Here is a 13,713-nt window from a genome sequence, read left to right as displayed (position 1 = left end):
TTTTAATGTTCTTTTTGCAAATTTAGTTAATTATAACTTTTTTATAGCCACTTGGCACACTATATGGAAAAGAAAGTTCTTCATTAAACGAAATTGTGTTATAATTTAAATTAATATCCGTCTTTCCTTTGGGCTGTATTGCATTAATTTCAATACTGGTTGGAAGTGTTCCCTGATTAAAAACCTTATTATCAGAATATTTAATTTCTAACATTCTATTTTCTGAAGACTGCGAAATTTGTTCTTTTTGCAGCAAATATTTTTCAGGCTCCAAAAAGAAAGTCTTTTTCAGATTTGTACTTTTTTCATCTTCTAAACGAATAAGGTTTTCTACAATTGTCTGTGTATATTTTCCTTTTCTTAAATCATCCAAAGCTTCTCCCACTAATAAATTTTGAACTTTACTGTAATCCAGTTCGGTTCCCAGCCATTTACTTAAACTTGTAAAATCGCCTTCATAATACGTACCGTTTATTTTTTCGTAATAACTTACTGTAGTTGGGGTAATCAAAGCTTTTGCCATCGTGATTCCAAGAAAACGTACACTTACTAAAATCTGTTTGTCTTTTTCAATTTTAATTTCAGCAGTAACATTTTGACTTTGCTTTTCATCAACATATTTCGCACTCGCTTTTATGTATAATGTAGAGAAATCTAATTTGTTTTCATAATGTTTTTCTACCGTTTTATTGTCAATTTTAACTGGTGTTTCCGTATTACTATTTTGCACCGCAACAGATTTTGATTTACACGAAATCATTAAACCTGTTACCAATATTACTGCTATATATTTTTTCATCTTACTTTTTTTGTTTTAATAACTCATTTGCTTTCAAAAAGTATTCCTCTTTTTTCTTAGCATCTCCCAATCCATTGTACGCCTCGCCTAACTGAATATTAAAATTTGCTTCCATTTTTTTATCATCAACTACATAATCAAGTCCCATTTCTAAAACGGTTTTTGCATTCTTAAATTGTTTTAGTTGATTACTTCCTAATCCTGCATAATAATAAAATTGCGGCTGGGATGGATAAATTTCAATCAACATCATCGCCCTTTGGGTCATTGGCTCAAATTGCTTTGCCTGAAAATATGCTTCAAGCAAAAGCAAATTTGTTTCACGATCTTGATCTGAATTGGAACTTAAATGTTTTTCATAATATTTAATCGCATTCTCAAATTGGTTTTTACTGTGATAAAATTTTCCAATTTCTTTAGCAACATCTACATTTGGATCGTTGTCAAAATAGCCAATCGCTATCTCTAAATCAGATGCATATTGCGGATTTTTATTCACATAAATTAAAAATTCATTCAGTGTTCTGTGCTTAATTTTAGAATCTATTTTTGGGCTGGATAAAATAAAATTCATTGCCTTTATGGCCTTGTCTGCCTGGTTTTGATCTAAATATCCTTTAAACAAACTTAGCTGCGCCCACTCTGAGTTTGGAATTTCCCTGGCCAGCTGTTTTGAAACATCCAAAGCTTTATCTGTTTCTGCTGTTTTTGAATATAATAAAATCAGGTTAACATAATTAGATTCGTCTTTAGGGTTTTGTTTGATCTGACTGATCAAATTGTCTATTTCAGTATTTTGAAATTTGCCCTGAGATAAAATCTGCTGCTTGTATCTTTCACGATCTTCAGATTTCCCGTATTTGTCATTCATTTCATTGATTGTCAACAGTGCTTTTTCAAACTGATTGGTAATCATATATAATGAAATCAAATCATCTTTGTATTCTTCGTCAAACGGAATAATTTTCTGGATCGTTTCAATTGCCAGAGTATAATTTTTGGTTTCGAAACTTACATCATAAACTCCTAACCAGTACCATTTATTTTTTGGATCTATCTGGATCGCTTTTTCAAATGCGTTTTGAGCATTTTGATATTCCTTTAATTTTAAATAATTTTTACCCAGTTCAAAATAAGCAACGGCATCATTTGGTTTGAGTTTAATACATTTTTCTAAAGATATAATTGCCTTATCATAATTTTCAATTCCTTTCTGTTTTAATGATTCATAAAAAGAGTCCTGATATTCGTCTGTTGCCATAGCAATATCTTCAGGTTCTGTTTGCGCCATGACCATAGTAGAATTGCTTAGCAAAACGAAAAATAAAATTACTAACACTCTTTTTCTCATCATTTACATAATTTCATTTTAAATTACTATTTTATTCAAAAACAGAATAATCACCAATACTGATACTTTTAAATTTTCCATCATAACTCACATGATTTCCAATCATTGCATTATCCAAATCAGCATTTTTTATTTGCGAATAGGTTTGTACCAAGCTGTTTTTTATGGAGCTATCCGTAACATGGCATCCTTTTCCTAATGAAACATTTGGGCCCACAGTTGCATTTTTTAGTACTACATTTTCTCCAATATAACAAGGAGGAATAATAGTTGAATTTTCTAAAGTCACATTATAATCCACTAAATGTTCTCCATCATTATGAAGAAAACCAAGCATTCGGGTATTTGTTTCAACCGTCACATCTTTATTACCACAATCCATCCATTCATCGACACTTCCTGTTTTGAAAATTTTTCCGTTTGCCATCATAGCTTTAATACCATCATTAATCTGATATTCTCCACCATTTTGAATATTATTATCCAAAACGCCCTGAAGTTCTTTTTTCAAATCGCCAACTTCTTTGAAATAATAAATTCCGATAACCGCTAAATCACTAACAAATTCTTTTGGTTTTTCTACCAATTCAGTAATTTCATTATTGCCGTTTAATTTTACTACACCAAATGCTTCAGGCTGATCCACTTGTTTCACCCAGATTACGGAATCAGCAGCCGGATCCAGTTCAAAATCTGCTCTGATTAAAGTATCTGCATACGCAATTACGGCTGGTCCTGATAAAGAATCCTTAGCACACATAATGGCATGACCCGTTCCTAATGGTAAATCCTGACGATAAATAGATGCTTTTGCCCCTAAACCTTTGGCTAAATCCTGTAAACTTGAAACAACATCATCACCAAAAAAAGCTTCATCTCCTAAAATAAAGGCAACTTCTTCAATTGGCTGTTTTAATATTTTGGCAATATCTTCAACCAGACGATGAACAATTGATTTTCCTGCAACAGGAATTAATGGTTTTGGAACAGTTAAAGTATGAGGTCGTAATCTTGATCCGCGACCTGCCATTGGAACGATTATTTTCATTTTTTGTATTTATTTTTTATGGCGAGACTAAAAAAATCTCCTTGGTTTGGTTGAAATTTTAAAGGTAAAGTTGCAAAGTCTTTAGTTGAAAGCGATACAGCTTAGAATAATGATACAGATTACTGAAACTATTTCACACCCGTACTCCCGAAGCCACCCGCTCCTCTTGAAGTTTCAGAAAGTTCCTCAACTTCAATCCACTCTGCCCTTTCATGTTTGGAAATAATTAATTGTGCAATTCGTTCTCCGTTTTCGATTACAAAATCTTCATTTGATAAATTTACTAAAATTACGCCTATTTCACCTCTGTAATCAGCATCTACAGTTCCGGGAGAGTTCAAAACCGTAACACCTTTTTTAGCTGCGAGACCGCTTCTTGGTCTAACCTGGGCTTCGTAACCAATTGGCAACTCAATAAAAAGACCTGTTTTTACGATGGTTCTTTCTAATGGTTTTAGAGTTATTGATTCCGTTAAATTGGCACGTAAATCCATTCCTGCCGAAGCAATTGTTTCGTAATTTGGTAAGTCGTGCTGCGATTTATTGATGATTTGTATTTTCATTTTTATTTTAAAATTTAAGGCATTACTTTTTATTCATAATTCCTTTGATTGTCTCTTTTTCATTATGATAGACAAAATAAATGAATCCTAGCAATAACGGAATTCCAACAAAATAATTTTCTCTAAACCAATAAAATGAAATAGCTGAAAATACAATTGAAATTCCAAGATAAGCTCCAATTTTATTCATATCATAAGGTATTGGATAATATTTGTTTCCTAATATATAGGAAATGAACATCATACTTCCGTAAGCTGATATAGTTGCAATTGCTGATCCGTAATAACTGTATTTTGGAATTAACAAGTAATTTAAAAACAGTGTTACAATAGCACCAACAATAGAAATATATGCGCCAATTCTTGTTTTATCTGTCAATTTATACCAAACAGATAAATTATTATAAATTCCTAAGAAAAAATTGGCCAGAATAATTAATGGAACAACTTTCATGGCTTCCCAATACGATTTATTATCAAGTAAAAGGAGTTTTAAAATATCTGCAAAAACAATTACTCCCAATAAGATCAGTGATCCTAAAATCACAAAATACTTCGTGATAACGGCATAGGTTTGTGGCGCATTTTCATTTTTTGCATGACTAAAAAAGAAAGGCTCAATTCCGAGTCTGAATGCTGTAGCAAACAAAACCATAAATAATCCTAACTTATAACAAGCTGAATAAGCACCAACTTCTGACTTCGCTAAATTTTCTGGCAATAAATAGCCCAATAAAATTTTATCAAAATGTTCATTCACTGCAAATGCAATTCCGGCAACAAGAATTGGCAAACCATATTTCATCATTTTTTTCCAAAGTACAGGATCAAATCTTCTTCCGAGAGAAAGATAATTTGGTGAAAGTACAATGAATGTGGCTAAACTTGCTAAAAGATTTGCGATGAAAATATAGGCAATCTGAAAATTTTCAATATATAAATTATCCCAGACAGAATTGGGATTATCGGTGGCCAGTTTTGGCAAATAGAGTAAGAAAAAAATATTCAGTAAAAGGTTTATAACAACATTTCCAATTTTAATGGCTGCGTAAACCATTGGTCGCTGATTGGCTCTAAGCTTAGAAAACGGTATTAAAACCAAAGCATCCAGAACCAAAATCCAAACCGAATAGGTAACATACTGCGTATCAACTTCTGCCCAGTTTGCCAGTGTATTTCTAAAAATTAAAGCAGTAAACAAAAATCCAATCGAAGTCCAAAATACCGATATTGTAGCTGTTGCAATTACATTTTTCTTGTCATCTTCGGCGCTGTAAAATCTAAAAAACGCAGTTTCCATTCCATAGGAAAGAATTACATTAAAGAAAACCATCCAGGACAAAACAATCGAAACTTCGCCATATTCAGCTGTAGGTAAAATACCTGTATATAATCTGACTAATAAAAAACTGAGCATTCGTGGTAAAACGGTTGCCAGTCCATAAATTGCAGTTTGTTTGAAAAGATTTTTATATAATCCCAAAATAATTAGTAATAAAGTTCGGAAAACAAAAATAACCAATTCTTTGGTTTTATTGGTGTTTTTAATGAATCAATAAAAAACTTCACGACAAGTTTAATGAGTTAGTTTCTTTTCATCTAAACTTTAGTAATCTTGTGTGTTTCCAAAATTTCAAGTAAAAACATCAAAAATTATTGCTTGAAAACCTAACCCTAACTTTTTTCTTTAAATATAATTCGCATTTATCAATTTCTTTATAACTGTATCCAGAATTCACTTAAAATAAAAAACTTAGAATATTTATACTTATAATTAGTAGCTAGGCCATCAACTTAGAAACCTAAAGATGTCTCATTTTCAATGCAACTTTGAAAACAGGAGTAGAAATCATTTAGAAAATAACTTTTTTGTTTTGTGATAGTATATAATAGAGTAAGTTACTGTTAAAGATTTACAAGTGTTTTTTATAGAAAAAAACTTATACGTGTGAAATATATAACTTAAATAAGAAAATTATGTAACATTTTTTTTCTGGTCTCATCATAAATTTGTCACACAGGGATTGAGAAAGCTAAATACAACCCTTATAAAAAAGGAAGCACTGGGACTGATAAAGCTTGTTTGTTCCCATAAAAGACAAAGCAAAAGGGATTGATTCTGCTGTATTGTAACCCTATAAAAACAGAGCACTGGGACTAATAAAGCTAGTTTGTTCCCATAAAAGACAAAGCGCAGGGATTGATTCTGCTGGAATGTAACCCTTAAAAAAACAGAGCACTGGGACTAATAAAGCTAGTTTGTTCCCATAAAAGACAAAGCACTACAGAGAATAATCTGTCAATTGTTTATAAAATGGTATTGATTCTCAATTTTTTGGGGAAGTTGAGGATCACCATTTTATAGTTAATTAAAAAATTAGAAACTACTATATATTAAAAAGAGCCAACTTTAATTTGTTGGCTCTTTTTATTTTTATTTTAAGTTCAATCAAATCCATAAGAACAAACTTTGTTTACTATCATTTATAATTAAAATTTGCGATAATTTTCAAAAAAAGTATTCTGCCAAATCTCTATTATATAATATATCCCTACATAAATAAAATGGAAAACGAATATAAAATATAGAAAATCAATTACTTAAAATACTATAATTAATATAAATAACAAAATTGAAAAATCACTAAATCTGGGTATTGTGGTTCTAATAATATAATCAAATATTTGTAATACTAAAAAGGTAAATCTTTTTATAAAAAATAAGGGACTGATACAGCTGATATGTAACCCTCAAAAAAACAAAGCATCGGGTTGATGAAGCTATTTTGTACCCTAAAAACAAAGCATAAGTAGGATTGATACAGCTGATATGTAACCTGTAAAAAAACAGAGCTTGGGATAATTTAGCTATTTGTACCCTAAAAACAAAGCACGGGATTGATTAAAGCTAATGGGTAACCCTTAAAAAAACAAAGCATCGGGATTAATAAAGCTAACTTGTTCCCGTAAAAACAAAGCACAGGGATTGTAAGAGCTGAAATACAACCCTCTAAAAAAGTAAGCACTGGGTTGATAAAGCTAACTTGTTCCCGTAAAAACAAAGCACAGGGATTGTAAGAGCTGAAATACAACCCTCTAAAAAAGTAAGCATTGGGTTGATAAAGCTAGTTTGTTCCCGTAAAAACAAAGCACAGGGATTGTAAGAGCTGAAATACAACCCTCTAAAAAAAGTAAGCATTGGGTTGATAAAGCTATTTGTTCCCATAAAAAACAAAGCACAGGGATTGTAAGAGCTGAAATACAACCCTCTAAAAAAAGTAAGCATCGGGTTGATAAAGCTAGTTTGTTCCCATAAAAAAACAAAGCACAGGGATTGTAAGAGCTGAAATACAACCCTCTAAAAAAGTAAGCATCGGGTTGATAAAGCTAGTTTGTTCCCATAAAAACAAAGCACAGGGATTGTAAGAGCTGAATATAACCCTTTAAAAAGTGAGCAATGGGATTAATAAAGCTAGTTTGTTCCCATAAAAACAAAGCAAAGTGTGTTAAATCCACTTGAACTCTTTAAAATGGTAATGATTCTTGGGGAAAAGAATTCTCCAGAATCACCATTTTAAAATCTAATTTAAGAATAATGGGGAATTCTTAAATACAAAAAAAGAGCCTGCATTTGATTGTAGGCTCTTTTTTTTATATATAATTTGAATATATTCATTATCCATTTAATGCCTCTGCACCACCAACAATCTCTAAAATTTCGTTAGTAATAGCAGCCTGACGTGCTTTATTATAAGTCAATTTCAATTGATTTCTCAATTCAGTGGCATTATCAGTTGCTTTGTGCATAGCTGTCATACGTGCTCCATGCTCTGAAGCAAAAGAATCACGAATACCTTTGTATAATTGTGTTTTTAATGATTTTGGAATCAAAGTCAAAACAATTTCTTCTTTGGAAGGTTCGAAAATGTAATCTCCTGCAGAAACTGATTCGTCAGATTTAATTGGAGCTAAAGGCAAAAACTGTTCGACCTGAACAATTTGAGTTGCAGCATTTTTAAACTGATTGTAAACCAATTCAATTCTATCGTACTCTCCAGATAAGAATCTTTCAGTTAAATTATCTGCAATTGCGGCAACATTATCAAAAGTTAAATGGTCAAAAATCGCATTATGATGACCATGAACTTTATGCGTTTTAGCCAAAACATCGTTTCCTTTTTTCCCAATAGGAAAAACATCAACTTGTTTACCAGCGTAAAATTCAGTACGGTTTTTGATTTCTTTAATAACATTTGAATTGAATGCACCACATAAACCTCTGTTAGAAGTTATTGCTACAAGCAATACTTTTTTTACTTCACGTTGTGCTGTGTAATCTCCTCCAACTTCACCATCAAGTGTAGCAGAAAGATTTTGCAGTAACTCTGTTAATTTCTCGGCATAAGGGCGCATTGCAGTGATTGCATCTTGTGCTTTCTTAAGCTTTGCAGCAGAAACCATTTTCATAGCCGATGTAATTTGCATCGTCGATGAAACGGAAGTAATTCTATTACGGATTTCCTTTAAATTTGCCATCTATTAATTAGAAAATGTGACAATTTGAAAATTAGATAATTAGAATAATGTTGGTTCATTTTCTAATTATCTAATTTACCAATTATCTAATTAGTTATATTTTGCTGAAACTTCTTTTGCTGCTTTTTCAATAACATCAGTAATGTTGTCATCTAATTTACCAGCTTTCAATGCGTTAAGCGTATCTTTATGTTTACTGTTTAAGTAAGAGATGAAATCTGCTTCAAATTCTTTTACTTTATTTACAGGAACATTTTTCAATAAGTTTTTAGATCCTGCATAAATAATCGCAACCTGGTTTTCCACAGGATAAGGATCATTTAAACCTTGCTTTAAGATTTCAACATTTCTTTTTCCTTTTTCAATTACATTTAAAGTAACAGAATCAAGGTCAGAACCAAATTTAGCGAAAGCTTCTAATTCACGGAATTGAGCCTGGTCTAATTTTAAAGTTCCTGAAACTTTTTTCATTGATTTAATCTGAGCATTACCTCCAACACGAGATACAGAGATACCTACGTTAATTGCCGGACGAACCCCTGAGTTGAACAAATCTCCATCAAGGAAAATCTGACCATCTGTAATAGAGATTACATTTGTTGGGATATATGCAGAAACGTCACCAGCCTGAGTTTCGATAATTGGCAATGCAGTTAAAGAACCACCTCCTTTTACGATAGACTTAATAGAATCTGGTAAATCGTTCATGTTTTTAGCGATACCATCATCAGCAATCACTTTACAAGCACGCTCTAATAAACGAGAGTGTAAGTAGAAAACGTCTCCAGGATAAGCTTCACGTCCCGGTGGTCTTCTTAATAAAAGAGAAACCTCACGGTAAGCAACAGCTTGTTTAGATAAATCATCATAAACGATAAGAGCCGGACGGCCTGAGTCTCTAAAGTACTCTCCAATTGCAGCACCAGCGAATGGAGCGTAAACCTGCATTGGAGCTGGATCAGAAGCATTAGCAGCAACGATAACTGTATAAGCCATTGCTCCTTTTTCTTCTAACATTTTAGCGATTCCTGCTACAGTTGAAGCTTTTTGTCCAATTGCAACATATATACAAAATACAGGTTTTCCTGCATCGTAAAATTCTTTTTGATTTAAGATTGTATCGATACAAACAGTTGATTTACCTGTTTGACGGTCACCGATTACAAGCTCACGCTGACCACGTCCAACCGGGATCATAGCATCTACTGCTTTAACTCCAGTTTGTAATGGCTCAGTTACCGGCTGACGGAAAATTACACCAGGTGCTTTTCTTTCCAAAGGCATTTCGTATAAATCTCCACCAATTGGCCCTTTTCCATCAATTGGAAAACCAAGAGTGTTTACTACACGTCCTACCATTTGCTCACCTACTTTAAGAGAAGCAATACGTTGGGTTCTTTTTGCTGTTGATCCTTCTTTGATACCAGTTGATGGTCCTAAAAGTACCACACCTACGTTGTCTTCTTCAAGGTTCAATACAATAGCTTCAAGTCCGTTTTCAAATTCAACCAACTCACCATATTGTACATTAGATAACCCGTAAACACGAGCAATACCATCCCCAACCTGAAGTACTGTTCCTACTTCCTCTAGCGTAGCACCAGATTCAAAACCTTCTACTTGCTTTCTTAATATTGCTGAAATTTCAGCAGGTTTGATTTCCGCCATCTTAATTTATAATTTAGACACTTTTTGTGTTATAAAAACTAATTACTTAACTCTCTCTTTAATACTTGTAATCTGTTTGCAACTGAAGCGTTATATTGCTGATCACCTATTCTTAAAATAAATCCTCCAATAATTGCTGGATCTACTACATTTTCAATTGTTATTTTCTTATCTGATAAAGTTGCAACTTTAGCTAAAACTTTAGCTTCTAAAGCAGCATCCATTGGGATTGCTGTCGTAACTTTTGCTACTTCTATTCCGTTGCCTTCGTCAAATAACTTATTATATTCTAATGCAATTGCATCCAGAATTTCAAATCTTTTGTTTTCGAATAATAAACGAAATAAACCTTTGGTTACATCATTTACATTTGCAAAAACTTCCAAAAGAGCACTCTCCTTCACTTCAACTGTTGTTGTTGGGTTTTGAATAAAGTTGCTCAATTCTATATTTGTTTCAATTGCATTAGCAATTGATTTCATATCGTTATTAACAGCTTCGGCAACACCTTTAGAGTTTGCTAAGTCCAGAATTGCTTTTGCATAACGAATTGCTGCTCTTGTACTTGCCATAATCTTAGTTTAACTTTACATCACCTAACAATTTCTCAACTAATTTAGTTTGAGATTCTTTATTAGATAATTCTTCTTTCAATAATTTTTCAGCAATTGTCAATGATAAAGTAGAAACCTGAGCTTTTACTTCAGCCATAGCAGCATTTTTTTCACTTTGAATAGCCGCTTTTGCCTGCTCAATCATTTTTTGACCAGCTTCTTGTGCTTCGTTTTTAGAATCAGCAATCATTTTCTCTTTCATCTCGCGAGCTTCTTTTAGCATTGCATCACGTTCTGCACGAGCTTCATTCAAAATTCTTTGATTGTCAGCCTGTAAATTTTCCATTTCTCTCTTTGCGTTTTCAGCAGAAAGCAATGCATTTTTAATACCTTCTTCTCTTGCAGTAATAGATTCCATAATTGGTTTCCAGGCAAATTTTACTAAAAGCAAAATCAATACTAACAAGATTAAAGCCTGCCAGAAGAATAATCCGAATGAAAAATCGTTAATTAACTTATCCATTTTATATAACTATATTAAATATTTAATTTCTTTTTAAAGTAACAACATCTTTAACCAACCGTTAAAGATGCTGTTATTTTTTCCTTTATTAGTTTTTTCCTAAGATTAAAGCAGCGAATGCTAAACCTTCTAATAAAGCAGCGATAATAATCATCGCAGTTTGGATTTTACCAGCAGCTTCTGGCTGACGAGCAATTGCGTCCATAGCAGATCCACCGATTTTACCTAAACCTAAACCTGCACCAATTACTACTAAACCAGCACCTACTAAAGTTGGAATTGTTCCCATAAGTATTTATATATAAAATTAAACTTCTAAATTAAATGATTGCAGTTTCATCTTCGTGATGATGTGCATGATCATGATCCTGAACTGCCATACCAATAAACAACGATGATAACATTGTAAAAATGAAAGCCTGTAAAAATGCAACTAAAACTTCAATTACCGAAATAAATAGTGTTAATCCTAAAGAGATTGGCAAATCTGCTGCCAAATTTTTACCTACGAAAATCATAGCGATCAAACTCATAATTACTACGTGACCTGCAGTAATGTTTGCATACAAACGGATTAATAATGCAAATGGTTTTGTTAATGTTCCTAAAACCTCGATTGGAGCTAAAATGATTTTCATTGGAACTGGTACTCCAGGCATCCAGAAAATATGTCCCCAATAGTCTTTGTTAGCACTGAATTGAGTAATAATGAAAGTAAATGCTGCAAGACAAACTGTAATTGCAATATTTCCTGTAACGTTGATTCCAAGAGGAGTCATTCCTAATAAGTTTAATAACCAAACAAAGAAAAATACAGTTAATAGGTAACCCATATATTTACGGTATTTTTTCTCTCCAATATTTGGAACAGCAATTTCGTCTCTGATGAAAATAATAAGTGGTTCTAAAACTCTGCCAAATCCGGTTGGGATTGGTCCTTTTTTATATGATTTTGCTAATCCGGTAAACATTAAGAATAATAATATTGATACGAAAAGCATTGAAACCACATTTTTAGTAATTGAAAAATCTAATGGTTTTTCGTTAGATGGATGGCCATGCTCATCAAAGTTGATTGTTCCGGCAGCATCTGTTTTGTAAATTTTACCATGAACCAATTTATAGTAGTTACCATCAACTTCTGCAACTTCTTCTCCGTGGTGTAATTTTGAAGAAGAGAAAACTTTCAAACCTCCATCGATAAGTATAACTGGTAATGGAAAACCATAATGTTTATTCTCTTTTTCATCTGAAAAGAAAACGAAATCATGAGAATCCTGCAAGTGGTGATCAATAAAAGAATCCACTTTTGCCTTTGGATCAAGAGCTACATGTTCTCCTTCTTCGTGAGCATTGTGCGAAACTACTTTTTCTTCGTGAGCTGTTTCAGTTTGAACATGAGTTGAGTCATTCTCCGGGTTCGCAAAACCCATAATTGGAAGAGAAGCTACAAAAGCTGCAAGAATAAATCTGAGTGGTTTGTTTGAAATCACCATATCGTGGAAAATCTTATTTTTTTACGTTTCTAAAATTTGGTGCAAAGGTACATTTTTTATTAATATTAAAAAGGATATAAAAAATAATTTTTGAACCTTATTATACAGAATTGCTGTTTTAAAGCTTTTTATTTAATAATCCGACAGTTAAAAGCGTCTGAAATAACAAAAACAAAATAAATGTTATAAAAAAACTGAGTTTTTCAACATCTGTTGATTCAAAATTGTTTTTTAGAATCGGCTGCAGAATTAAATAACCTAATAACATTTGCGTAAAAGTTCCAAATAAGAAAACCATTCCAACGATTTGAAAATTCTTCTTTTTTACTATTAATAATATAAGGTATAATATCACGGTTGATGCGAAAAAAATCAGGTACAGAAATTCAACACCATAATGAAAACTTTCTGTGTTTATTTCTAAAAAAATAAAGCCGATTTATGCAATATATATCCTGCTACAGTGAATAAAAATAAATGAAAAAAAGGTTTGTAATTTTTTAAAAGCATTTGAAATAATTTTATGTAAAGATGCAACTTTTATTTAAGGAGCAGTAACAAATAAAATTACTTCGTTTTATTAATATCATTAACCTGACGAATGACATTATATAATGCAAGCCCTACGCCAATCATTACAAAAATAGTATTGTACTCTAATTTAGGGCTTGGATGATTTTCATCAAGCCAGGTTCCAAAATAAGAGAAAAAAATAATGATGACCCCCATTTGAAAAGGAATATTTATGAGAGCCAGCCATTTGTTTCTTTTATTGTTATTCGGATCCTTTTCCATCTTCTAGCATTATTACCTGATTTGAATGAGCGAGCATTGTACAAGTTGCTGTAAAGTCAGCTCCGGGTTCAATAGACAATTTTCCAACCGCTACTTCTCCATGAATCCGTGCGGTGGCTTTTATATTAAGGACTTCTAAAACTTTTAGTTTGCCCTGAAATTCTCCTTCGATGTCTGCGTTATGGCAAATGATGTCGCCTTTTATAACGCCCGACGACCCGATTACTAATTTTCCCTGTGAAGTAAAATTCCCAATCAATTCTCCATCGAGTCTGAAATCGGCTTTGGAAACTATATCTCCTATAATAGAAGTTCCTTCCACGATTCTGTTAGTTTTTCCTAAAAGTTCTGTACCGTTTTTTTTTGCTTTTTCAAACATG

The 13,713-nt window shown here is 32.4% G+C and carries 13 protein-coding genes; all 13 read right to left on the bottom strand.

What is annotated here, in order from left to right; translation table 11 throughout:
• Window positions 1–22: 22 nt before the first annotated feature.
• Window positions 23–799, bottom strand: coding sequence for a lipoprotein insertase outer membrane protein LolB1 (gene lolB1 / locus P5P89_RS09420; protein WP_278011683.1), 777 nt, complete (start codon window positions 797–799; stop codon window positions 23–25).
• A 1-nt stretch (window position 800) separates the two neighbouring features.
• The gene (locus P5P89_RS09415) at window positions 801–2,150 is read right to left on the bottom strand and encodes a tetratricopeptide repeat protein (RefSeq protein WP_278012005.1); all 1,350 of its coding nucleotides are present in this window, start codon (window positions 2,148–2,150) and stop codon (window positions 801–803) included.
• A 31-nt stretch (window positions 2,151–2,181) separates the two neighbouring features.
• Window positions 2,182–3,198 carry a sugar phosphate nucleotidyltransferase gene (locus tag P5P89_RS09410; protein WP_278011682.1) on the bottom strand — a complete coding sequence of 339 codons (1,017 nt, stop codon included), beginning with the start codon at window positions 3,196–3,198 and terminating at the stop codon, window positions 2,182–2,184.
• A gap of 128 nt (window positions 3,199–3,326) precedes the next feature.
• Window positions 3,327–3,761 (bottom strand): dUTP diphosphatase, encoded by a 435-nt coding sequence (dut, locus tag P5P89_RS09405; RefSeq protein ID WP_269234124.1) that lies wholly within the window; start codon window positions 3,759–3,761, stop codon window positions 3,327–3,329.
• A 22-nt stretch (window positions 3,762–3,783) separates the two neighbouring features.
• Complete coding sequence (locus P5P89_RS09400; protein WP_278011681.1) at window positions 3,784–5,244, bottom strand: lipopolysaccharide biosynthesis protein; 1,461 nt, start codon at window positions 5,242–5,244, stop codon at window positions 3,784–3,786.
• A 2,192-nt stretch (window positions 5,245–7,436) separates the two neighbouring features.
• Window positions 7,437–8,297, bottom strand: a complete 861-nt coding sequence (gene atpG, locus P5P89_RS09395; protein WP_025572978.1) for an ATP synthase F1 subunit gamma — start codon at window positions 8,295–8,297, stop codon at window positions 7,437–7,439.
• 90 nt (window positions 8,298–8,387) lie between these two features.
• Window positions 8,388–9,965: a F0F1 ATP synthase subunit alpha gene (gene atpA / locus P5P89_RS09390; RefSeq protein ID WP_163396157.1), complete on the bottom strand. Its 1,578-nt coding sequence runs from the start codon at window positions 9,963–9,965 to the stop codon at window positions 8,388–8,390.
• Window positions 9,966–10,003: 38 nt separating this feature from the next.
• Complete coding sequence (gene atpH / locus P5P89_RS09385) at window positions 10,004–10,537, bottom strand: ATP synthase F1 subunit delta (protein ID WP_278011680.1); 534 nt, start codon at window positions 10,535–10,537, stop codon at window positions 10,004–10,006.
• 4 nt (window positions 10,538–10,541) lie between these two features.
• Window positions 10,542–11,042 carry a F0F1 ATP synthase subunit B gene (locus P5P89_RS09380; protein ID WP_278011679.1) on the bottom strand — a complete coding sequence of 167 codons (501 nt, stop codon included), beginning with the start codon at window positions 11,040–11,042 and terminating at the stop codon, window positions 10,542–10,544.
• An 88-nt stretch (window positions 11,043–11,130) separates the two neighbouring features.
• Window positions 11,131–11,331, bottom strand: a complete 201-nt coding sequence (gene atpE / locus P5P89_RS09375) for an ATP synthase F0 subunit C (protein WP_026727281.1) — start codon at window positions 11,329–11,331, stop codon at window positions 11,131–11,133.
• A gap of 31 nt (window positions 11,332–11,362) precedes the next feature.
• Window positions 11,363–12,538 (bottom strand): F0F1 ATP synthase subunit A, encoded by a 1,176-nt coding sequence (atpB, locus tag P5P89_RS09370; protein ID WP_278011678.1) that lies wholly within the window; start codon window positions 12,536–12,538, stop codon window positions 11,363–11,365.
• Between the two features lie 567 nt (window positions 12,539–13,105).
• Window positions 13,106–13,333, bottom strand: a complete 228-nt coding sequence (locus P5P89_RS09365) for an AtpZ/AtpI family protein (RefSeq protein ID WP_278011677.1) — start codon at window positions 13,331–13,333, stop codon at window positions 13,106–13,108.
• A complete protein-coding gene (locus tag P5P89_RS09360; protein WP_025571292.1) occupies window positions 13,314–13,712 on the bottom strand; it encodes a bactofilin family protein in 399 nt (132 codons plus the stop codon). Before P5P89_RS09360 ends, P5P89_RS09365 begins: the two co-directional genes overlap by 20 nt.
• Window position 13,713 lies beyond the last annotated feature (1 nt).

This window comes from Flavobacterium gyeonganense (assembly GCF_029625295.1).
Lineage (GTDB): Bacteria > Bacteroidota > Bacteroidia > Flavobacteriales > Flavobacteriaceae > Flavobacterium > Flavobacterium gyeonganense.
Note: the sequence above shows the minus strand (reverse complement) of the source record. Positions and strands in the feature narration are given on the sequence as shown.